A 24,056-nucleotide genomic window follows, 5' to 3' on the forward strand; every position below is an offset into this window, starting at 1 on the left:
CCTAATTTAAACCAACAACTTTTAGCTATTAATATTGTTAAAAACAATGAAGAAAATAGACGCCATGCAACCATGACGTCTACAGTTATTATTTATATATTTACAGGTACAGCCTCAAGACATATCATTCAAAATGTCACTAACACTGACTTGCGCTGATTTAATTTCTGCAAGTAATTGCATATCAGCACCGATCAATTGAATATCACAACAGGCTTTACTGCCTCGTGAACCCAACAGATCATGCTCAACAACGTTAAGTTGCAGATAAAACAACTCATCAATAGCCACTTCGCGATATACACTCCAAGCTGCTGTCACAGAAGGTAAGCTACCTAAGTTAAATTGCTTACGAACCCATACCAGCATTGCCTGATAAACCAAGTCATTAGCAAAGATATTGTTATTTACTAACGGGAATTCACCCTGCTTAGTAACCGCAATATCCGCGACCTGACACGCCAGTAATAGTCCCTGTTCGTCACAGCGTAATATCTGCTTAATACCCTGCAGACTTTCACCATGGAACAAGGTGCCATTGCTGTATAAGGCTTGTGCTTCATCGCTAACATGGCCATTCGCATCCACAACAACATTCGCAGTTAATGCCGTAAGTTGAACCTTCACCGCACCCAATGACTGAGAAGCTAACAAGATTGTCGCAGCATAATGAAACACAGGTTTACCATCACTTTTCAGGCTAAAGATTTTTGCCGCAATACGGACTACTTCGTCTTGCACGGAAGCAGTCGTCACAGGCGACAATTGGATTTGGTAATCCGCCGCCTCATTGCCATCAAAAACCACACCTTTAAACAATTTATAGTCTTCGAAACCGACATATTTCAATGCACAGTCTCGTTTACTATAAGTCGCTTGTGCTGCATCACTCATCCAGGCAATCGCGCATACCGTAGGTAATACCTGATTGCCTTTAATCATGTGATCAGCTAAGAAGCTGTTGTCGTTAACTTGAAAATGATCGTCCTGAATATCACTATTAAACAAAGAGCTACTGTTAGTCGCTTTGATGCTTTTAATAACTAAAGCATCTGATAAACGACTAACTTGTGGCTTTTTTACAGCAGCACCCTTCTCTTCAGACTTTTCATCAGAGCTAGCATCTTTAGATAAATCATTACCCACTAGAATTTGTGGACAACGGTTATCATTAGCCGCTAATTCATTCAGTAATAGCTGAGCGCCTGCATCAAGAGGAATAATGTAAACACCACGTTGATCAAACATACGTTTTAGCTCTGGTGTTACCATGCCGCCATCCCAAGGACCCCAGTTAAAGCTCAGAACCTGTGCTTGTGGGTGCAATGATTTAAAACGGTAAGCGGTTTTATTTAAGATCTCATTGGCAATTGAGTAATCAGACTGACCAGGGTTGCCATAGAAACCAGCTGCTGACGAGAACAATACCAATTGCTTGATGTTGCTTGCTTCAGTTACTGATAACAGCGATAACAAACCATCAATTTTAGTGCTGTAAACAGACTCAAAATCGCTTAGTGTTTTTTGCTCAATGAATTGGTCAGCTAAAACGCCAGCGCCATGAATGATGCCAGTGATATCACCAAATTTAGCAATAACAGGTTTCACTGCCGTTTGTACGCTGGTTTGGTTAGTGACATCAGCAGAAACATACTCAGCTTGGCCACCAGCCGCGGTAATTGCTGTTAATGTTTGTGCAATTTCACGATTAGCTTGGATAGGTTTGATTAACTGTACGATCTTCACCGGTGTTGGTTTATCACCTGCCGCAATCAAAGACTGCATCGCAGCTTTCTTTAACGCCGCTTCATCAGTAATGCCATTTGCCCAGCTTGGTTCGTCAGTTGAGAACTTTGAACGTCCCAATAAGATGAACTTAGATTGATATTCTTTAGCGATACGAACAACACAATGTGCCGTCACACCTTTAGCACCACCACTGACTAAGAATACCGAGTTAGCATCGATATTATTACCAGCTGTTAGTGCATAACTATCAGTTGCTACACCAGTTAACGTGATACGTTCAACGCCTTTATCTGCATGTTGGTAACCAACTTCAGTTAGCGTGGTATCTGCATCAAGCAATTCATCATTAACAAGACTTGCAACTTGCTGTGCAGTGACTTTCGAAGAGATATCAACAGCACGACAGAATACGTTATCCCATTCGTGAGATAGTGTTTTAACTAAGCCGTTTAAACCACTTTGTACTAGGTCTGTATTGCTGCTATTAGTTGCATCGCTAAAGCCTAATGAACCACCCTGTTGCGTCACGACCATAAAGGCGCCACGCACTTTCGCTGCTTGAGTAACTTTACTCAATTTAGCTAATAAGAACGCCAACATTAGGCCTTGCTTAGACGCTTGCGGGTATTCGATATGGTTAATCTCAGTACTTGCATGCAGGTAGATAACCGCATCAAGCTGTGCGTTGGCAGTAATGATGTCGTTAACCTCAGCTTCATCAACCGCGTTTAACGTCACTACATTCACTGCTTTAGCAAATGCTTGCGTATTCGTTGCAGTAATCCAAGACGGTTGTAATGCTGTTACATTCCAGCCAGATTGAATTAATTGCTCCGCTAATTGCACTGCATTATCACTACCATCAGCGACGATTAAGGCGTTAGCACCTTTAGCATCATGGCTGATTTTAGTGACTGAGCTAAGTGGAGAAATGGCAACAGTTGCACTCGGTGCTGGTTGAAATTCCACTTTTGCTTCTACAGCAGCCGTGATAGTTGCAACACTGTCATTCATGAACGCATCTGAAACAGCTGCCTCAGCTACAGCGTTAGCTGCGCCGTCAGTCGCTGTACTTTGCATGGCTTTAGTCTGCATATAAAGTACGATTTCTTCTAGAGTACGAAGCTCAGCTAAATCTTCTGGGTTTAGTTCAGGTAAATCAGTAATGATCTCCTGTACTGCCCCTAAAATTTCTACGCGCTTAATTGAGTCAATGCCAAGATCAGCTTCCATATCCATTGCCAGTTCTAGCATGTTTGCTGGATAACCAGTCTTGTCTGCAACAACGTCCATCATCACGTTTTGAATACGGTCTAAATCAATAGCAGGTGCCGTTGCGCTATCTGTTACAAGCGTAGCTTCAGCGACCGCTGATGATTCAACACTTTCTACAACAACAGCTGCAGGCGCCTTGCTCTGCATATAAGCAACGATTTCACCTAAAGTACGTAACTCAGCAAGGTCCTCTGGGTTTAGTTCAGGTAAATCAGTAATGATCTCCTGCACTGCGCCTAAGATTTCTACGCGTTTGATTGAGTCAATACCAAGGTCAGCTTCCATATCCATAGCGAGTTCAAGCATGTCTACTGGATAACCCGTTTTATCTGCAACCACTTCCATCATAACGTTTTGGATGTGGTTTAAATCGATAGTCGGTGTAGAACTAGCAACTGCTGCGTCTGTCGAAATAGTAGTTGCTGCAGGAGCCTTGCTCTGCATGTAGCTAACGATTTCACCTAGAGTACGTAATTCTGCAAGATCTTCTGGGTTTAGTTCAGGTAAATCTGTAATAATTTCCTGTACTGCACCTAAAATTTCAACACGTTTGATTGAATCAATACCTAAGTCAGCTTCCATGTCCATGCCCAGTTCGAGTATGTCTGTTGGATAGCCAGTCTTATCAGCCACAACATCCATCATTACTGTTTGGATGTGGTTTAAATCGATAGTTGGCGTTGAGCTAGCAACCGCAGTACTTGTCGCAACAGTCGTTACCGCTGGTGCAACTTCTACCGCAGGCGCCTTACTCTGCATGTAACTAACGATTTCACCTAAGGTACGCAATTCAGCTAAGTCTTCTGGATTAAGCTCAGGTAAATCAGTAATGATCTCCTGCACTGCACCTAAAATTTCAACACGTTTGATTGAATCAATACCTAAGTCAGCTTCCATATCCATGCTTAGTTCAAGCATGCCTGTTGGATAACCCGTTTTATCTGCAACCACTTCCAGCATTACATTTTGGATATGAGCTAAATCAATACCAGCTACAACTGGTGCTGATGTTACTGGAGCATTTGTTGCATTTGTTGCAGTAGTTAGTGGAGATACGGCTTGTGCTTTAGCGTTCATGTAATCAACAATTTCACCAAGCGTGCGCAATTCAGCAAGATCTTCAGGGTTAAGCTCAGGAAGATCTGGGATCAGTTCCTGTACAGCGCCCAAGATTTCAACACGTTTGATAGAATCGATGCCTAAATCAGCTTCCATATCCATGCTCAATTCAAGCATATCTGTTGGATAACCGGTTTTATCAGCCACAACTTCTAACATTACTTTGTTGATAGTTGCGACATCGATACTCGCTACTACTGAAATATCTGCAACTGACGCTACAACAGGTTCTGTCACAACAGCAACCAAGGCTGGCGCTATCACTACAGCTGGTGTATTCACAAGTGTAGGCGCTAGCTCGACAGTCTGAACTGCAACAGCGGCGTTATTGCTTACACGAGGAGCAGTATTAGATACAGCGTGAGTAACAGGGGTAACCGCAACAGGACTTGCAACCTTATCAGCAACTACCGGAGTTACTGGTGAGGCAGTTTGTACTGGCTGTTGTGGTGTAGTCAATATTGCTTCAACAGGTGTAGCTATCTGATTAGATTCAGCACTGTTGAGCATGCTATTCATGTTACTCGTCTGACTGTTCAGATACGTTTCATGTACACGCAGAGTTTCAGATTGGAACTCGTTATACATAGACAAAGTACGATCTAAACTTTCTGGTAATTCGTTGCTTGTTTGTGCTGCAAGTACTGTTTGAACTGTTTTCGCATAGTCTTGTGGACCTTGCATAAACTGCTCGTGCACATTCAATAATTGCTGTTGATGTTCAACAAACTGACCAACACTACGCTCAATTGAAGCAACAAGATCAGCATCACTACTGTTAGCAACTGCGTTGTTAGTAACTGCATTGTTAGTCGTTGCGTGTGAACCATCCGCATTAACGTAGACAATTTTCTCTACTTCAACGATTCTTTCAACTTCGACAACTTTTTCGACTTCGACAATCCGCTCTACTTCAACAATCTTTTCTATCACTTGCGGTTGAGGTACAGCAACAGGAACTGCTTTAGCTTGCTTAACTGTCCAGCCATCCGTTAGTGCGTCCGCAAATGCTTTTTTAGTTTTCGGACTCACATACGATGCAGCCGACAGTTTCATTAACATCGGTGATGCTTTCGGCGCAGCGAGTGGACGCTTAACCGCATCATACGGGTCAATATTTTCTAACGCGACACCCAACACAACCATCTGCAGAGCAGCTTGACGCATTTGCACATCAGCAGGTTGCTTAGGATTGGCATTAACAGCAATCGCAACCGCATCGGATTTATCAACAAGAATGTTTTCAACTAATTTAGTTAATACATTTTTCGGACCAAATTCGATAAATACACGACCACCATCTGCATAGATATTGTCAATTTCTTGATTGAAATGGACTGACTCCAGCATATGGTTTTTCAGGTTTTTCTTAATGTCATTCGGTTTGCTTGAATGCACTAAGCCAGTGCCATTCGCAAAGACAGGGATTGTTGGCGCTTTAAACTTCGCGTTATCAACCGCTTTAGCGAATGGTTTTTGAGCATGACCAACTAATGGCGTATGGAACGCAGCGGAAACCGGTAATGGCACAACTTTGAAACCAGCATTACCCAGCGTTGTCATCGCAACAGCAATCTGTGTACTTGAACCCGCAATAACAACTTGGTTATTCGAGTTATAGTTAGCAATAGAAACATCATTAATCGGATCAATAATGGTTGCAACTTGTTGCGGGTCACCCACGACAGCCACCATTTTGCCCGCATCAAAATCGTGTTGTTCTGGTGCAGCCATTGCTTGACCACGACTACGCGCCAACATCATGTAATCATTGTCGCTAAATACACCCGCAGCCCATAATGCGGTTAACTCACCAAAGCTGTGACCGGCAGTGTAATCCGCTTTGAAGCCTGCTTGTTGGAAGGTTTTAAATAAACCAACACTAAAGCAGCCAATCGCGGGTTGTGCATGTTGCGTTAAACGTAATTGATCTTCTTGTACCTTACGTTCTGCGTCGGTATATACAGGAATAGGATAAGTGGTTGCTGATAATTGACCTAAACCAGCAGCACTAAATTCTTTATCCATTGCCGCCGCACTGTGCATCATGCTTGGGAAATTACAGGTTAATTCACGGCCCATGTTCACATATTGCGAACCTTGACCAGAGAATAGCGCTACAACTTTACCGTTCGCATCAATACCTGCTTGACGGTAATAAATACCCGTTGGTACTGACCATGTTGCTTTATCTGCATTAACGCTAAATTGTTTCAGCGCCGCATCAATCATCGCAATGGCTTCATTCGCATTACGCGCAACAAAACCTAAACGCGCTTGCTCTGCTGATGGCGTATTCAACGGCCAAGTAGTCACTAAATCGTTAAACGCAAATGCCTGAAGATCAGCCTCTACAGCCAGTTTCGTACGCCAGTTATTTAGCTCTGCGATAATACCTTGTTGGTTTGTCGCAGAAACAAGCACAGTTTGTGGCACCGAATTCAATCGGTAAGCGCTATCATGACTCGGACGATATTCTTCTAAAATGATGTGGAAGTTAGTACCACCAAAACCAAATGAACTAATACCTGCACGACGAGGCATACCATCTTCGCGAGGCATCCAAGGGCGTGTTTCACTGTTTAAATACAGCGGGCTGTTTTTGATATCCAGCGCTTCACTTGGTTTATCAATATGAATCGTTGCAGGAAGAATTTTATGGTGCAGTGCTAATGCTGCTTTGATCATGCCAGCAGAACCAGCCGCAGATTTTGTATGCCCGATTTGAGATTTAACCGAGCCTAAAGCGATATGCTGTTTCTGTTCACTGGCTGCGCCAAAGTGTTTAGTTAAACCAGAAAACTCAGCCGCGTCACCCGCTTTAGTACCAGTACCATGACCTTCAATTAATCCGCATGTTTCGGGTGCAAAGCCTGCATCTTTATATGCGCGGTCAAGTGCTTTAGCTTGACCATCTGGACGTGGTGCATAAATAGATTTAAAACGACCATCGGAAGATGTGCCGATACCTTTAAGCACTGAATATATTCTATCGCCGTCACGTTCAGCATCTTCTAGACGCTTGAACGCCAGCATACCAATACCTTCACCAACCAGCATCCCTTTTGAGTCATCATCAAATGGGCGAATATCATCATTGGTTGTAAATGCGGGTGTTTTTGAGAATGACATATACATGAATGGTGAGTTATCACAACATACGCCACCCGAGATCATCACTTCTGAACGGTATTCTAATAAGTCTGAAATCGCCATTTTGATTGCAGCGAGTGAACCAGCACATGCCGCATCCACTACGCAGTTAGTACCACCAAAATCAAAACGATTGGCAATACGGCCCGCGATAACATTACCTAACATACCTGGGAATGAGTTCTCTTCCCAACCTATGTAAGCTTTTTTGAATTTCTCGATGATCATTTCACGATCATCTTCATCAATACCAGAGGCTTTCAATACTTTCTCTAGCACTGGCCCTTGCAAGCGAGAAGTGAGCGGCGAGATTTGTTTCTGACCACCACCGACACCGAGCGTGATACCAATTTTATCATGGTCATAATCACTACCAATACCAGCATCACTTAATACATCACGGGCAACAATTAACGATAGCAGTTGAGCGATATCTGTTAATTCTAAAATATTTGGCGGTAAGCCGAACTCCATCGGGTCGAAATCTAATTCGGGAATGAAACCACCGCGTTTGCAGTACGTTTTGTCTGCTGCTTTTTTGTCTGAGGAGTAATGGTCATCAATGTTCCAGCGATCGCTAGGCACATCTATAATGGCATCCACAGAATCGACGATGTTATCCCAAAATTCATCAAGGTTTTTAGCGTCAGCAAAAACAGATGCCATACCGATGACGGCAATAGGACATTCTTGTAAACGTGAATTTAATTGTTGCTCGTCGCTACTTAACACATCCTTGTCGTGCTTAATCGATGTGGTGTTCTTTTTAGCCATTGTGTAATTGCTCCTGTAAGGATCTTTTTGCACTAAAATCAATGCGCATTAAAATGTTCATTTGAACACCAAGTTATACTTGAGCGTACAAGTGTACTCTTAGAAAGCGAAAAAAATCTACCGCAATCCCATTTAACAAAAATGGATTCGGTAGATTTAGTTTTTTAAATTTTATTCCAGTACATTAGAAACTAAACTCTAAAGTTAAAGCTTTTAATACCTATAGTTTATATTCGCAATAATATACACAGCTTTAAAAACCACTACAAATGAACTGAATAGGCATATATACCGTTCTCATCAGACCACGATAGCGCTAAAGATAACTAATAAGACATCATGTTTTATCTACAATTTGATGCCTATTCGTAATAATTTAACGACATATCAGTATAAATTCGTCACATTTAAGCTACTTTTGATCTTTATGATAAATAAAAAACATATATGTTTTTTAGAATAATATAGGTGAAGATCACAACTTTAGCTTACATTTGTAAGTTTAATTGAATGTTAAATAAATAAAAACTTACACTTCATTACATATAGACGGGATAAGTAAATCAAAATTAGCGATAAGTAGACTAAATACTCAATTTATTAACCGTATTCTAGCGGGTTAAAACAAGGTAAAAGCGTGGATAAACAGTAGAAGAGACTGTGAGTCATGAGTGTTTATGAGAAGGAGTTATATAATGAGGCATGATAAGCCCCATTATTTCAATGATAATGAGTACTAATTTAAGCGGATAAAGCGAGGTGTTATGCCGTAACCATTGCAGCGAGTACATCATCAGGTATTGGTTGTAAACGTTTTTCCTTATCTAAGCACACCATTTCAACATCGCCAATAACAGCAGGCCGAGTCGCATTTGGGCGCCACACTTCCTGACGCCAAATGGTTTTATATTTACCATCAAGCACAAAAGAGGTTCGAATATCACAAACCTCAGCAAACTCGACCCCGTCCTGAAACGTTAAGTTTGCTTTATAAACCGCAAAGCCTAAACCCCGTTCATTCCACAGCGTCGCCAATAGATCACTATTGATAACATGCTCACGGGCACGCTCAAAATATTTCAAAAAGTTAGGATGATATACAACCCCTGAGTGATCAGTGTCTTCATAATAAATTTGTACTGGGTGGTGATATATTTTAGTCATTACTGAATTAATCCATTGAGTCAGGTATTGGAAACAGATGCAGGATAGGAATAGATTTTTATAATTAAATGAGGCGTGAGTATAACACAGGGAAAATAGTGTTAACGTATAAGTTGGCGTACTTGTCATATGGTCCAACCATATATAGAACGACGACATCTATTTTATCAATTCTGAATTCATCGTCCGTTATCTCTTGTAAGGCATGACGCCACGTTACTTATTTATATTGAATATTCTCTTATCTACAGAAGTCTCTACAATTTTCAACCGTTCCATATCTCTATTAAATTGATCATTAACTTGGATATAGCCCCCTGTGATAAATATTTCTCCACCGTAAGTGACAGAACCTTCATCAATCGTTGTGCAGCCCGTAACATTTTCTGTAATAGTAAAATATGGATTACCAGAACCGAACTTATAACAATACTTTCCAGGTTGTAGTTGCAAGTAATACAGCTGACCATGGTGTGAAGTAAAGTGTGATTTAAATGGATAATCTAAATTGATATATGCATCAACAACACTATCATCGTCTTCACGATACAGAATCAAGTAAGTAGAAAACGATAAATTAGTTTCTAATGCACCAGTGGATATAATCAAGTTTGCTTCACCAGCTTGGGGCGAAACCATCTCTTGAGCAGAAGGTAAATCGGGGCCTAAGCTAGCGCACCCTTGTATAAGGAAAATAGTACTTACAACAAGTAACACTTTTAACATACAAAATCCTATCGTTAGCATAACCCGATCTAGTAAGTAGACGAGTAAAGATGAGCTATTTATTCTTATCTTTAGAATCTAAGTAGATTTGGTATTTACTCGAAATCCATTTGTGCAACGGTAATCCTGTATTTTTTTGCACTAAGTAGCCTATGAACGCTAAAACCAACATGCCTACAATTGTTCCCATAGAACACCTCTGTTTTCACTAGATATATTAAAGATAACTATAATTGAGTATATTAGCGTCAGGTATTAATAACAAGTTAAATAGCGCAGCTCTTAGTAAACAGTTAGCATGGCGTTAAGGGGATAGGGATAGGTATTACATGAAATATTAGTGCTTTAATTTCATGTGCATAGAGTAGTTATTCAATACGGTTTCATTTCTAATTATTCTATTTTCTTTATCTAATACAAAGCCAAACCGTTCAAAAAGTGGTTTTGCTACAATTGATGCTTCAACATACAATCGTTCTAATTTTTGATTCTTAGCCTCATTAATAACATGTTTAAGCAACCTCGTTGCTACGCCCTTTCTTTGGAAGGTTGGAGATACGTATGCACAATCTATATGCCCATCCGACTCTAATTCAATAAAACCAGCAAGTTGATTATTAATCAACAGTAAATATGGCCTTTTTAGCTCCAGTCTTTTTTCCCAAAAGAGATAATCAATAGGTGATGGAGCCCAAGCGATCTTCTGCTCTTCAGAATAAATAGAGGAGTCAATAGCATGAACTGACATAAAAAACAGGTCCGTAACTTCTCTTGCTCGATTTGATGAGTACTCGATAATTGTCATTAAGACCTAACCCATCAAGGTTAATGCTATATATGGCACCAAGTTAAACATGAGGATGCCAATCTTGTAATTTGCCATGTATGAAAAGTACAACGCAGGTAATTTGGAAGCGCTCACACCTGTCAATTTACTATGAATATTGATAACCAAGTCTTTAAATATTAAAAGAAATATTGCCGCGAAAGCTAAAAACCCCATATTTATAACAGTACACCACCCTAAGAAAGTCGTGATTTGATTAATATCCATATTGGATTCTCCATCAATGTAGTTAAACATAACACCCTACGAATAAATGAGCTGAGTGTGCTGACGAACGATTTATCAGTAAATAGTAGACCATTTTACTAGCCTAAACTCAGCCGTTTGTTATAATACTACTTGCACAGACCATAGACATAATCATCTACGTACTTGTTACTAATTAAAGAGTTTTGCTGTAAACAACCCTCACGAACAAAGCCTAGTTTTTCGAGCAGTTTAAATGACCCAATATTTTGAACTGAACAGGTGGCTGTTAGCTTATTAAGTTCCAATCCATTGAGCGCATAATCCTTAATCAGGTTTAAGGCTTCACTTGCAAAGCCTTTTCCTTGAGCGTCCAGCTTAATCATATAGCCAATCTCAGCAATTTTTGCTTCATGGTTCACAATTTTAAGACCTATATTACCCAGCTTTTGATCTGTTTCGATTTCAGATATGCCTAATGATAGCCATCCGTCACTTTCCATAGTCCAAGGCTGTGATTTAGCAGCGAACGCCGCTACAGCATCTTCATATGTGAAGGCTTCATAAACATGTTCCATCATTTTTGGACACATTGATATTTCAATAAAAAGATTCTTATCCGTTTCATCGAATGGTGAGAGCTTTATTCTTTGTCCTGATAATTGCATGACTTATCCTTAGTCTTTATACCTCTGGTACTTCAAGTTGACGAAGAGCAACACGGCCTAAATTAATTTTATCACAATCTAGTTTCTTAAATTAAACAATTGAACCACACCAATAGCATCACCATTTAGCGGTGCCTTATTGAAGTCATCGGTATGAATAATCCACACCAAAAAGGTTTAATACATATTATAAACAACACCTTATCAATTTAATACTACAAGGTAAACGACTAGCGACAATTGATGGCTATTCTCGTGTACCTCCCTTACTGTCAGCATTAAATTAAGTACGTAGACATCACCCGAAAGACTGAACATAATAGCGCTAACACTACAGTATGAATGTGTTGAAGTTCATAATTAGCTCGTCTTGAGTTTAATCCCAAGACGAAATATCCACCAAGACAAACTCATAATTTACGATATAAAGAAAGGCTCGGACTTCTTCACATTCGAATAAGGTTCATCTGCGCGACACCTATTCTTATTTATAGCCCTATTAACTATGTTGGTATACCATACCTTAAAATATTATGGGAAATACATCTATGCTAATGGCTCTTAATACCCGCGACTTTAACCACAAGAAAGCTTACGGTTACGACCGTATTATTATGGATGCAGACTACTCACAAGTAGAGCGTGCAAAAGTAAACGACCTAAAAGGTGTTACCTCTATGGTTCGCTTTGGTTATACAGAAAACGGACAAGTCTCTATTGAGACATTTAAAAATATTAAAGTGAAGGAAGATATAACTACAAAAAACTTTAATTTTGAGGATGCAGAAACAGGCGTTCTATTTTTCGGGGACAGTGTTTCTGTCGAAGTAGTCAACAAAACTTCCGCAGCAATATTATTTCCTAAAGCTTTCAATAAATTAGGTCACTTTAATCAATTTACATTGAAGTGGGCGCAATAAAGCTAACGTCTTAGCATTTGTGCTTTATATTCTTTGTAAGGCACAAATTTCTTATTGGACTTGCCCGCTGCACGTCCTACATTGTTAAAAACGTCAAAACAAACACAACACATTGAAAAATAACAACATACTTAAGATTATCTATACAACTGATTGTATTTTTATAATTCGAGACTGCGTTACCAAAATGCACATAACAAAAAGGCCAATGCAAACGCATGGCCTTTTACTACAAGATATTTAAGTTACTGTCGCGCCAGTTAAGCGTGGCACAGGCCGATCATTAATCGGAAAGTGAAGTAACGCAGCGCATAGAGCCATTACAACGGTTGACCACCAGATTGGATCGTAAGAACCGTAATAGTCATATATTAACCCGCCAACCCAAGCCCCTAAAAAGCTACCGACTTGATGAGTAAAAAACACCAACCCATATAATGTAGACATATACCGAGCACCAAACATCTGACGTACTAAACCAGAGGTAAGCGGTACCGTGCCTAACCAACAAAAACCAATAGCCGCACCAAAAATAGTCGCTGTATCCACAGTCACAGGTAAAACGACAAAAGCACCAATAACCACAGAGCGTATTAAATACAAGGATGTCATAACATAGCGCTTGTTAAACTTATCCCCCATCACACCCCAGAAGTAAGACCCGAATATATTAAAAATACCAACATAGGCCAGCGCCATTGCAGCAGTAGCAACAGGCAGCCCCTTATCTGCAAGATAACTAGGCAGGTGCGTTGCAATAAACATGACATGAAAACCACAAACAAAAAAGCCTGCGTGAATAAGCCAATAACCACGATGATTAAACGCTTCTTTTAACGCCTCACTTAAGCTCTGTGAATCATCAACAAGTGAGTCTGTAGAAGCTGAAGTGCTATTATTTTTGATGAAAGACGCAAACGCGATCATTAAACAACACATTAACGCAAAAACTTGCAGTGCACTCTGCCATCCAACGTTACTCAATAGTGATTGCGCACCAGGTATCACTGCAAACATACCAAACGAACCCGCAGCCGTTGTTAATCCAAACGCTTTTGCAGTGTGCTCGGCTGGAACAACACGTGCAACAGCGCCAAGAATAACAACGTAACTCGTTGCGCTTAACCCAAACCCAACCAAAGTACCGAGGGTGAGATATAACCAACTTGGATCAGTCGAGAGTGACGTTAAATATAGGCCAGCAGCATAAGCCACAGTACCCAATATAATAATGCGTCTAGCGCCCCAGCGATCAGAGGCCATGCCAACAAAAGGTTGGAACACACCAAAAAGCAGATTTTGTAGTGCGATGGTAAAGCTAAAAAATTCACGTCCTGTATTAAACGTGTCTGAAATTGGTAGCATGAAGATACCAAACGATTGCCTGATCCCTAAACTGATAATTAATATGGCTATGCCTGCCCAAACTAAAAGAGGAAAACGAAAAATACTCATTAATGATGTTCCATATGTTCGTGTTTAAGTGGATGGTGTTCGTTTTTAGGTGAATAGTGCTGGTGACAACCACCGCTTGTTGCGTGTTTGGCTAATGAATCGATTAATGGTTGATATTGCCGTACACCATAAAGTGTAATGATGAGCAGCACCGCCATACGCATTAGCTGTGCAAAAAGTGATTGTGAAAACATTGTGTTTCCTATTGCAGTTAAGAGAGGCTGGATAGTAAAGAAAGGCAATACATGAAACAAATGATTAAAAATCACAATATACATGCATAAAACGCAACTATTAGATTTGTATTACTCAATAAATGTTGGATGTCTCTGCGTTGTTGTCCATAATAAAGCGCTTATGGTTATATTTTGGATGTAAATATGGAGCTTGAAGAAGTCTATCGTCGGGACTTAAATCTATTAGTCGCGTTAAAAGTCTTGGTAGAAGAAGGAAGTGTGAGGCGCAGTGCAATCAGGCTTAACTTAAGTCAATCAGCGATGAGTCGAGTGTTAGGAAGATTAAGGGAGCTACTCAATGATCCTCTTTTTATTCGCCAAGGCCAACACCTTCAGCCCACACAACGTGCAATAGAAATAAGCAGCGCAGTGAATGAACCATTAGAATCACTACGAATGTTACTGTCTCCTACACATTTCGATCCTAAAGTATGCAAACAACACTTTGTTATCGCGACTACCGATTATGCAATGCAGACAATTTTACCTTATGCATTGCCGCGCATTTATGAAGACGCGCCAAATATTTCATTGGAATTCTCTCCACTTAAGCATGAACAAATGCTGGGGCAACTAACAACAGAAGGCGTCGATATGGCTATCTGTCGCCCTACTCATAATATCGAGCCATTAGTGCACGAAAAATTAGGATTAGTCAGTGTTTTTTGCCTGTTATCAACCTCCCATCCACTTGCAGACAAAGCGCTAACCTTAACTGATTATCTTACTTATCCGCATGCATTGATTGCTATTAGTGATGGCGTGAAAGCACTGATTGACTCTGCGCTTAGTGACTATCAAAAACCTAAAACAGTGTTACGGGCTTATCATTTAGAAGCTGCGTTAGCGATTGTTAATACAATGCCACTGATTATCACGGTTCCTGCTGATTTAGCCTATTTAATGGCAGACAAACATGATTTGGTTGTGAAAGCGTTACCTTTTGAATTTAAACCCTTTGAATATTCACTTATTTGGCATCCTCGCTGTGAACACTCAGCGGCACAAATATGGCTACGCAATTTGTTAAAAGAGCAATGTGGTAAGTTAATAGACAAACGCGTGCAAGAAATGGAACTGTTATAGCCGTTTTTTATACTGTAAGGCTCGATGACATTAGCGTCCTACCCACACGATTGATCAACTAACGATCAACACAGATCACATAGCGATCACCTAACCTTGGGGTCTATTGCATGATGGTCTATTTATAACTATGCTAAAAGCATAACGAGATTAATCGCTAGAAAGGATTAAAGATGACTGATATTAAAGGCTTGTATGACAAATTAAGCGCTGACTTAAATTTATTAGAAAAGCTACTGTATGCAACGGAACCTATGATGGCGCTGGTAAGTCGAATTCCGCCAGTCATTAAAGGAGAAGAGCAAGCAACGATCAAACAGATCACACCTGAATTAAGTTCAGGCTTATTGGCGATGAAGTTAGCCGCTGAAGCATTTCAAGATATTCATATCAAACATCCGTTTTCACAAAAATCAGCGCGTCGCTATGTGGGCATAATTCAACTGCACCCGACACAGGAAAACTGTCCTGAAATCGTCAAGTGTATTAGTGACATCAACGCCACGAAAGCAGAAATTGAACATGCTGTAGTGACAGAAAACGAAACGCGACAAGCTCGATTCAGCGCAGTCCACGATAACTGTCCCGGTGTAATGACTGTTCATTTATATCGTAAAATTCATTGTCTAGAAGATGAGCTCGTTAAATCAGTTCGTTTTAGTTGGCAACGTAAAGACTCGCTACATCAACCGAATAAAATAGAATTACTCGGACAAATAATCAGTGAACAAGAAAGGGCATCGCCTGATAATAAATTGGCACTCACACAACTCCATCACAAAGTTGCAACAACATCAGAGCAAGAACTACGTATCCGTCGCCCTGTAAAAGTACAACCAGCAGCAAATATTGTCAGAGCCAGTGGGCTAAAAACAGTCACTGCGCCATTACCTATTATTGTCGTACAGAAAGAAGTGATAGAGGCAAATGAAGTCAGCGAATTTATCGCTTCGCACGTGCGAAAACAGCGTTCAGACAAAAATAAGAACATTGTTTTAGGATCATTTACTGGACGTAATATTGAGCGATTAATGAAATAATAATGATTTAAAAAGCTAGAACCAAGGTCGGCTTTCGAGTACGTAGGCCTGTTGAAATTCTTCTGTTGGTTTTAGCAGGTAAATGACAAACTCAACCAATGCAATCATCGCGATAACCATTGATGGCAGGCCTAAGAAGACATAACCGAAAACAAAAAGTACTAACATACAAATGCCCTCCTTGTTATATCCTAAATAAAACTTATGCGCGCCTAATACACCAAAGAAAAAAGCCAATAACACAGCGCCAAGTTTCTTTGATTTACCTGTTGTAATAAGTGTCGCTGATTCCACTTTTCCAGATTCAATAATAAAATTAACTTTATTACCAACCTCAGGGTTATTCTTATACTGCCATTGAGTCATATCAAATATATAACGACATCCATCCTCACCGGAAATAACACCTTCTTCAGATCCGATATCAAACTTAAGGATTGATCCCTTCATTACTAACTCCGTTAATGCTTTTTAAGTAGCTAAATTATCACATAAATTTAACCAAAATGACAGGTGGTTACATTTTGATACACAAATAATAATCATACATAAAAAAGTGTATTCTATATATTCAAGCACAGCGTAACAATAAAGATAGCTCCATTTCAATTAAAATCATAACAATGTGGTATTTATATACACCTTATAAGCAATTGGTATATTTCGATATTTTTTTACTTATTCAGTATAATTTATATTTATTAAACTTAAATTTAAAAGAACGAAATAAATATTACTATGTTAATGTTTATTTTAAATCTAACAGTATTAATTTGGACTTGATTCACCAATACAAATTATATTAATGTGTGTTAAATAGTTGTAATAATACGGAGTTGCAATATGAAAGTAAAAGACATAATGGCAAAAAATATTATTTGTATTAGCCATAAAGCCAGTTTAAAAGATGCCCATGAATTAATGCAAACCCGAGGTGTTCGTCACCTACCTGTCATCTCTGAAAATGATGGTACATTGGTGGGCATTCTCACACACAAAAAAATGATCAGTACCATCATTTCAATGGTCACTAAATACGGTACAGAAATTCTAGCCAGAAAAGAGCGAGGTCAATTAATCGAAGATTTAATGGATACTGACTTCCAAAAGATAACAGAAGACGAGCCATTAAAAGTAGTTGTGGAATATTTTATTGATAATAAACTTGGTTGCCTCCCTGTGATCGATAGCCAGAACAAAGTCACTGGTATTGTGACATCATCTGATTTTGTTAAGTTATGTGCGCAACTACTTAGTCATTAATCTTCTCAACCCGCTTGAGAGACCAGAATGAGGCTGATAATAATATTATTATCAGCCTGCTTTGCTTGCTTACCTATTTACGCATAATGCCATTATTTATCACGAGAATATCTCACTGCAACGCTCGCCCCAACCAGTGCTGTTACAGATGAAAGTAACATCATAATAACAACAGGCTGTACTGAACCAGCACCAATAAATGCAGATAACGCACTTATCGAACCGCCTACAGTATATTGTGTCGCACCTAAAACAGCAGACGCAGAACCTGCATTATGCCCAAAATGCTTCATAAAACAGGTACTCGCATTTGAAATAACAGCGCCATTCGCGGCAATAGCAATCACAAAACCAGTCACTGCAATATATAAAGAGTCAGGAGTCACGATAGATGCAACAACCAGTAATGTGCCTCCGAATACCTGTAAACATAAGAAACTTCTTAATAGGGTTTCAGGCTCAAATCGCGACAATAAAAAGGTATTTGCGCGGTTAACAACAACCAAGCCACAGATATTGGCAAAAAACAAAAATGAGAACTGCTGGGGAGTTTGACCAAACACTTCCATATACATCATCGCGGCATTTGTTAAAAATATCATCATCACTGAATAAGCAAATGCTTGTGCTACCATAAAGCCTAGAGCGCGTTTTTCACTAAATACTGATAACAAGCCACCCTTTTGCTGTTTTTCATCTGAGTGTAACGTCGGAGAGACTTTCTTGATTTGCTTAGGCATAAATAGAATGACTAATATCGCAACTAACGCAGCCATCAGCGCAAGTGTGTAAAAGATCCAACGCCAATCAGCTAACGACATTATAATCGTACCAACTGTCGGTGCGATAGAAGGGGCAATCATCATAATCAATGCAATTAATGAGAACAGTTTGGCCGCCTCTTTACCACTGGCTGTATCTCGGATTGTCGCAGGCACTCCAACAACGGCCATGCCGCCGCCAATAGCCTGAATAACGCGCCATAACCACAGCACTTCAATCTGATTGGCTGTTGTTAATAACAAACTTGCTATCGCGAATACCACAAGTCCAGCGACCATCGCAAAAGCACGGCCTTTTTTATCCGATAAAGGGCCACCAATTAACTGCCCTATCGCTAACCCGAAGATATATAAACTCACAGTTATCGACATTAATGAGATATCGACGCCCATCGCATTCGCCATTGTTGGTATCGCTGGTAAATAACTGTCTATCGTAAAAGGGGTTAATGCAAATACTGCTGCCAGCGTCAAAATTAATGTTTTGTTCATTTTGCCGCTGCTGTCCGTTTTGTTCATTTTTCTGTTAGCTGTTTTTAGCTCACTGCTTGTGAGCGTGGATACATTGCTTTGTGTCATTTTAACGCCTCTCATTTATCTTTCTAGAAAGATAGTATCTGGACTTTACCTTTCTGGCAAGATATATTATCAAAGCTGTTAAACTATAGGGAACGAAGTAATGACGAATAGCATTAATGAAATATTAGAAGCAATGGGCGAACATTGGCCAGAATGCGCTGGTACGGTTTCCCCTGCATTACTGCGATTGCTCCGTGTCAGCAACCTATTCCACCATCAAATGGAAACGCATGTTCAGGATTATGATTTACAACGTGCTGAATTTAGTGTGCTCAGCACATTAAGACGTAGTCCGGTACCCTACTGTCTATCGCCAACCTCGCTATATCAATCAATGATCTTTAGCTCCGGTGGCCTCACCAAGGTATTAAATCGGTTAACCCAAGCTGAATTAATTGAAAGAATTGATAATCCTGACGACAAGCGCAGTAAATTAGTGCAATTAACAAGTACGGGTAAGGAATTGATTGAGGCAGTCATGCCACGATTACATCAAAAAGAAAGGAATGTACTTGATGTACTATCTGCAGATGAATTACAGCAACTTGATTCATTTATGCAGCGTATTTTAGATAAGCATGAACAATAAAGTAAATAGTGCTGGATAATACAAATCCGGCACCATTCCAGTTAATACTAGTGAGTTCTAAACTGTGAAGCCTGCTTAAAAAGCAGCTTTGGTCATTTCAACATTCGCATGATGAAATACCTGTAATGCAGGTAATTGAGGGATAGTTCTCGGACCAATCTTATGCTTAATAAATAATGACACAGGAAATTTCTTCGACGACGCAAAATAAATCGACAATAAGTGAAGACCATTTTCATGGTGCATTGGCTGCGTTTCTAATGATAAAGCTTCCAATTTATCTGCATTTTCCAACCAAGTTAAAAAGCCTTTAAAGTCATCTTCTAGTACTTCGTCACTCGAAAAACTGATTCGCAAAAAATCCAGTTCAAGAAAGGACCACAAAGGTTCTAACTCTGATTCTTCACACAGATCTATTTCGATATTGATACCATTAATACTGTGGCCATAATGTGTTAAATGCTTGATTTGGCTTATATCACAGGCTTGCTTAGTATTCGCAATATTAATTTTAGCACCAGGGGTGCGTTGTAGTAACGTTTCAACTTCTTCCGTGCTTGGAACGTATTCAAACATGACTTCTTTTAGAGGCGATTCCATTTCGACACCTTTTTTTATTCTATTAATGACACGCGTAATATGCCATATACTCAAAACGAGCATTCATTATGGGGGAAATAGTATTTAACTAATCAATGAAGGGGTAGATTGATCTTCTCACTATTTACGAAAATGTTTACACACTGTCTTATTCTATACACAACTATCACATATATAGAATGTCATAAATATGTCATCTATGACAAATATGATCTAAACGATATAAATAAGGAAAAAAAGAGGTAGTTTTGTGATTTATTCGAACAATTGTAGGTTGTAATTCATCATGCCTACAATCACATATAACCAATGGGTATTAAAGTTAATTTCTTATACAATAACTGTATATACAGTTATTTACGCACTTTCTTTAGCACTTCAGCTAACCAGTTTCGTTTTTTTAATACCAATTCAATTTTAATAATTTTTTTAAGCTTTCTCGCATTAATCGTTCCAGCTAACGCTCGAATATCAGCACTGTGCGTGAGCTCTTCTCTGCTGACTAAAGTAAAGCGAGAATCTCGTGGAATAATATAATCTGTAGATGTTTGCTGACGAGATTCATCAAATATAGCAACACGGCTACCTTTAGGACATTTTACAATAATGTAATACGCGTCTGTATTGCAGGCTGTTGCATGTTGATTAAAGTAGCGACCCAAGCAGTTATTCTTATCTGACGCAGCAACAAACCCTTTATATGCCTTACCATTTAGTAAAGTGTCAACGCTATCTCCATACGCAGCGCGGTAGAGTATTAAATCAGATTTCAGCTTCGTTTTTAACGTGACATGATCTAAGTTAGATAAATGTGGTTGAAATCGCTTAGGGATCCTTTCATCATTTTTTAACTTTTGGTTTAAGTCATAAGAAAAATTATGACTGTAGTGAGTACCAGATCGATACGCTTTAAAAGATTCCTGTTCACTTTGAGTTAAACCACTAAAAAATGTCATGTTACCTCCCTAACGACCACTACTTTAGAGGCCTTGTTAATATCTGTTACCAGTATTACACCGAGAAGTATTAAGTACTATATCGTTTTTTAAGAAATTGTTAAAAATGATATATTTTTGGAAATAATGAGGTATTAATTCAAATATTTAGGTATCAAATAGTTAGGTATCAAATAGTTAGGTATCAAATAGTTAGGTATCAAATAGTTAAGTAACTGTCTACGATGTAATTGCTATAACACTTACATCGTAGACACTAATATGTGACCTAGCACGGGGGATATCGCTATATAAGCTAATGTTGACCTAGTATTTGCTCCATCACCCAGCTTGTATGTAATGCCGTTTCACCACTTGATGGATGCGCCGTATCATGGATAAGTTGATCACGCATATTTTGCACATGGTATAATTGAATATTTTCAGGGTTTTCGATTACAAACTCTTGTCGTTCAGTTAAGGTTTGTAAAACAATCGGCATCTCATCAAATACAGAAAAACTTATTTCGCCTTCACTCCCCGTGATAACAACAACGTCTTTCCTTGAACAACCGCCAAAATTCCAGCTTCCAACCCCTGTCACGCCACTTTTATGCTGCCAGCATGCTGATACCGCATCTAACGATGAATATAGGCCCTGCTGATTCGTTCCGAGGCCTTTTACAATATCAAAGTCCCCCAACAAATAAGCAAAAAGATCCAATCCATGGCTGGCAAGATCATCAAAATAACCACCGATAGCCACGTCTTTATCTGTTCGCCAATTGAGCTCACCCGATAAATCTAATGCATTGGCAGGTTTATTCAGAAATGAATTAATCGTTCTAACGTGACCAATAGCGCCCGCTTCTAATAATGCTTTTACTTTATTGAAACGTGGTAATGAGCGGCGATAATAGGCCACAAACAAAGGAATGTTCTTATCATTAAAGGCATTATAAATCGCAAGGCTATCAGCGTAGCTCGGTGCAAGTGGTTTTTCAATACAACAGGGTTTACCCGCTTCAGCCACCAGCAATGCATAGTGCTTATGACTGTCTGGTGGCGTCGCAATGTAAACAGCATCAATATTGTCGTTATTAATGATATCGCGAGGATCGGAAGAATAGGCTTCCACCTTATGTCTTAACGCATAATCTTTAGCAAGTTCATTATTACGTCGCATGACAGACGCGAGATGAAAACCGTCTACTTTTTGATACGCAGGGCCACTTTTCAACTCAGTGACAGAACCACAACCTATGATTCCCCAACGAATGGGAGATGTTATTTGATTTTCACTCTGCATATTGTATCCACAAGCAATTTAGCGTTAATAAAAGTCAGCTAGCAATATAAGCGATTAATATTAAAAATAAAAGCAGGTGAATATAAATAAGATAAGGATAATGAAAACAGGCTGTACACAAAGAATATGCATACAACCTTATAGCAGTAAATCGAGTTAAACAGTTAACGTCTGTAAACGCTTCAGTGCAGCATCGACACCAACATCAATTTGCTTCGTACCCGCGAGATAACGTTCACGGAATACATCAAACCAGCAAGATAAAATATCAGCATTCAGATCTTCACCATGATGTCCTAGTACCAATGACGCCACTTCAGCTGTCGCTAACTGATTGTCTTTGGCCGCTTTACGGATCTGATATTGCGAAACAACGTCAGGATCAAATGAAATAACGGGGATATCTTGTAACCACGGGCTCTTTTTGAACATCTTCTTCGCTTCACGCCAACTGCCATCAAGCAGGATATAAAGCGGTCGCTTCCCCGACTCTATAGTTAACACGCCAGTTTGCACTCGCTCACGCTCAACCACGTACTCTTCAGGGAAAATAATGAAGGGCTGCCAACAATCTGACTGGATGATGTCGATCATCTCTTGGTTAGGCTCTGTGCGTGACCATTTATAGGCAAACGTATCTTCAATCACATCGGCAATTAAACGACCTGTATTACTGGGTTTAATCATTTCATAATCAAACATCACCAGCATAAAGCCTGCAGATGATTTAACGAGTGGTCGATGTTCACAGATACAAAATTGTTTACCTAACATGCAATAATCGCAACGAATTAATCGACCGCCACGCGCATTGAAAGGTTTTGTACTGTCAGCTAAACGCTGTGCTGCTAATCGATTAACATGATGAATGCGCATAAAGTGATACCACTTAAAATAAATGACTAAATTGTAGATAAAAAAAATGACTCAGTACCAAGTTCTATCACCACCGTCGTGGGACAACACTTGCTACTGAGTCATTCACATAGTTAAGGTACGCGTCAAGCGTTACTTAATTATGGTGCTTACGATCTTCCAATTCAGATTTAGTCGCACGAACCTGACGCATAAAGAAATTAGCCATAGATGCAGCAGCAGGTTTCTTTTCTGGCGCTGGTACTTTTGACGTAATAACACGCGGTTTTGGTGGCGCAACTGGTGCAGCCGCAACAACAGGTTTTGCAACTTCAGGCTTAGCAACAGGAGTTGCAGTCGCATGAACAGGACGAACCTGATTTGTCGCAAATTGTGACGGAGTTACATGTTGACGTTGTTGCTGTTGTACTTCTTGTCCGCCCGCTTGTGGACGAGTTCTGATAACTTCTATCGAGTAAAGTTTACTTGAGATAGAGTTTGTCGACTGTGATACTTGCTCACGACGTAAACGTTCACCCGTTGATTTGAATTCTTGGTATTGTACTGCTAACCAATTCTTCAAATGCATTAACATACCTGCTTCAACTAATTCTAGGCAAGTTCTGTTGTTGTACTCAACCAATTTCGTTTCTGAAAAATATGTCTTGGCTTCTGCTTCTGAGCCGATGCGTTCGACTAGTTCGAACCATGTTGATAAACCTAAAACTGTGTAATGACTCATTGTC

Annotated in this window: 20 protein-coding genes; 5 read left to right on the top strand and 15 right to left on the bottom strand. The window is 39.6% G+C overall.

The window, feature by feature from the left end; all coding sequences use genetic code 11:
• Window positions 1–114: 114 nt before the first annotated feature.
• The 6 genes from HWV00_RS11165 to HWV00_RS11190 all read right to left on the bottom strand — a co-directional run bounded on the left by HWV00_RS11165 (window position 115) and on the right by HWV00_RS11190 (window position 11,661).
• The gene (locus HWV00_RS11165) at window positions 115–8,070 is read right to left on the bottom strand and encodes a type I polyketide synthase (protein ID WP_211681206.1); all 7,956 of its coding nucleotides are present in this window, start codon (window positions 8,068–8,070) and stop codon (window positions 115–117) included.
• A 762-nt stretch (window positions 8,071–8,832) separates the two neighbouring features.
• Window positions 8,833–9,234 (bottom strand): thioesterase family protein, encoded by a 402-nt coding sequence (locus tag HWV00_RS11170; protein WP_211681208.1) that lies wholly within the window; start codon window positions 9,232–9,234, stop codon window positions 8,833–8,835.
• 216 nt (window positions 9,235–9,450) lie between these two features.
• A complete protein-coding gene (locus HWV00_RS11175; RefSeq protein WP_211681210.1) occupies window positions 9,451–9,960 on the bottom strand; it encodes a hypothetical protein in 510 nt (169 codons plus the stop codon).
• 337 nt (window positions 9,961–10,297) lie between these two features.
• A complete protein-coding gene (locus HWV00_RS11180) occupies window positions 10,298–10,765 on the bottom strand; it encodes a GNAT family N-acetyltransferase (protein WP_211681212.1) in 468 nt (155 codons plus the stop codon).
• Between the two features lie 6 nt (window positions 10,766–10,771).
• Window positions 10,772–11,014: a DUF6868 family protein gene (locus HWV00_RS11185; RefSeq protein WP_211681214.1), complete on the bottom strand. Its 243-nt coding sequence runs from the start codon at window positions 11,012–11,014 to the stop codon at window positions 10,772–10,774.
• Window positions 11,015–11,142: 128 nt separating this feature from the next.
• A complete protein-coding gene (locus HWV00_RS11190) occupies window positions 11,143–11,661 on the bottom strand; it encodes a GNAT family N-acetyltransferase (protein ID WP_211681216.1) in 519 nt (172 codons plus the stop codon).
• A 548-nt stretch (window positions 11,662–12,209) separates the two neighbouring features.
• Between HWV00_RS11190 and HWV00_RS11195 the strand changes: the two genes are divergently transcribed.
• Window positions 12,210–12,581 carry a hypothetical protein gene (locus HWV00_RS11195; RefSeq protein ID WP_211681218.1) on the top strand — a complete coding sequence of 124 codons (372 nt, stop codon included), beginning with the start codon at window positions 12,210–12,212 and terminating at the stop codon, window positions 12,579–12,581.
• Window positions 12,582–12,821: 240 nt separating this feature from the next.
• Here HWV00_RS11195 and HWV00_RS11200 read toward each other — a convergent pair whose 3' ends face one another.
• Together HWV00_RS11200 and HWV00_RS11205 are read right to left on the bottom strand one after the other, a co-directional pair.
• Window positions 12,822–14,036 carry an MFS transporter gene (locus tag HWV00_RS11200; protein WP_211681220.1) on the bottom strand — a complete coding sequence of 405 codons (1,215 nt, stop codon included), beginning with the start codon at window positions 14,034–14,036 and terminating at the stop codon, window positions 12,822–12,824.
• Window positions 14,036–14,230, bottom strand: coding sequence for a hypothetical protein (locus HWV00_RS11205; RefSeq protein ID WP_211681222.1), 195 nt, complete (start codon window positions 14,228–14,230; stop codon window positions 14,036–14,038). Before HWV00_RS11205 ends, HWV00_RS11200 begins: the two co-directional genes overlap by 1 nt.
• Before the next feature lie 186 nt (window positions 14,231–14,416).
• Here HWV00_RS11205 and HWV00_RS11210 point away from each other — a divergent pair, with 186 nt between their 5' ends.
• Both HWV00_RS11210 and HWV00_RS11215 read left to right on the top strand, forming a co-directional pair.
• Window positions 14,417–15,358: a LysR family transcriptional regulator gene (locus tag HWV00_RS11210; protein ID WP_211681224.1), complete on the top strand. Its 942-nt coding sequence runs from the start codon at window positions 14,417–14,419 to the stop codon at window positions 15,356–15,358.
• 173 nt (window positions 15,359–15,531) lie between these two features.
• Window positions 15,532–16,398, top strand: coding sequence for a DNA replication terminus site-binding protein (locus HWV00_RS11215; protein ID WP_211681226.1), 867 nt, complete (start codon window positions 15,532–15,534; stop codon window positions 16,396–16,398).
• Between the two features lie 15 nt (window positions 16,399–16,413).
• Here the strand turns inward: HWV00_RS11215 and HWV00_RS11220 are convergent, their stop codons facing one another.
• Window positions 16,414–16,848, bottom strand: coding sequence for a TM2 domain-containing protein (locus tag HWV00_RS11220; protein WP_255554497.1), 435 nt, complete (start codon window positions 16,846–16,848; stop codon window positions 16,414–16,416).
• 393 nt (window positions 16,849–17,241) lie between these two features.
• On the opposite strand from HWV00_RS11220, the gene HWV00_RS11225 reads away from it, so the two are divergent.
• Window positions 17,242–17,661, top strand: coding sequence for an HPP family protein (locus tag HWV00_RS11225; protein ID WP_211681229.1), 420 nt, complete (start codon window positions 17,242–17,244; stop codon window positions 17,659–17,661).
• A 92-nt stretch (window positions 17,662–17,753) separates the two neighbouring features.
• Here the strand turns inward: HWV00_RS11225 and HWV00_RS11230 are convergent, their stop codons facing one another.
• The gene (locus HWV00_RS11230) at window positions 17,754–19,022 is read right to left on the bottom strand and encodes a multidrug effflux MFS transporter (RefSeq protein WP_211681231.1); all 1,269 of its coding nucleotides are present in this window, start codon (window positions 19,020–19,022) and stop codon (window positions 17,754–17,756) included.
• Between the two features lie 100 nt (window positions 19,023–19,122).
• Here HWV00_RS11230 and HWV00_RS11235 point away from each other — a divergent pair, with 100 nt between their 5' ends.
• Window positions 19,123–19,611, top strand: coding sequence for a MarR family winged helix-turn-helix transcriptional regulator (locus HWV00_RS11235; RefSeq protein WP_211681233.1), 489 nt, complete (start codon window positions 19,123–19,125; stop codon window positions 19,609–19,611).
• A gap of 75 nt (window positions 19,612–19,686) precedes the next feature.
• Here the strand turns inward: HWV00_RS11235 and HWV00_RS11240 are convergent, their stop codons facing one another.
• The 5 genes from HWV00_RS11240 to HWV00_RS11260 form a co-directional block, all read right to left on the bottom strand.
• Window positions 19,687–20,211 carry a hypothetical protein gene (locus tag HWV00_RS11240; protein WP_211681235.1) on the bottom strand — a complete coding sequence of 175 codons (525 nt, stop codon included), beginning with the start codon at window positions 20,209–20,211 and terminating at the stop codon, window positions 19,687–19,689.
• Between the two features lie 353 nt (window positions 20,212–20,564).
• On the bottom strand, window positions 20,565–21,167 hold the full coding sequence (locus HWV00_RS11245; protein ID WP_211681237.1) for a hypothetical protein: 603 nt from the start codon (window positions 21,165–21,167) through the stop codon (window positions 20,565–20,567).
• Between the two features lie 295 nt (window positions 21,168–21,462).
• Complete coding sequence (locus HWV00_RS11250; protein WP_211681239.1) at window positions 21,463–22,455, bottom strand: Gfo/Idh/MocA family protein; 993 nt, start codon at window positions 22,453–22,455, stop codon at window positions 21,463–21,465.
• A 156-nt stretch (window positions 22,456–22,611) separates the two neighbouring features.
• Window positions 22,612–23,331, bottom strand: coding sequence for a tRNA-uridine aminocarboxypropyltransferase (locus tag HWV00_RS11255; protein WP_211681241.1), 720 nt, complete (start codon window positions 23,329–23,331; stop codon window positions 22,612–22,614).
• Between the two features lie 136 nt (window positions 23,332–23,467).
• Window positions 23,468–24,052: a hypothetical protein gene (locus HWV00_RS11260; protein WP_211681243.1), complete on the bottom strand. Its 585-nt coding sequence runs from the start codon at window positions 24,050–24,052 to the stop codon at window positions 23,468–23,470.
• Between the last annotated feature and the right edge of the window lie 4 nt (window positions 24,053–24,056).

Origin of the sequence: Moritella sp. 24, assembly GCF_018219155.1 — a bacterium.
GTDB lineage: Bacteria > Pseudomonadota > Gammaproteobacteria > Enterobacterales > Moritellaceae > Moritella.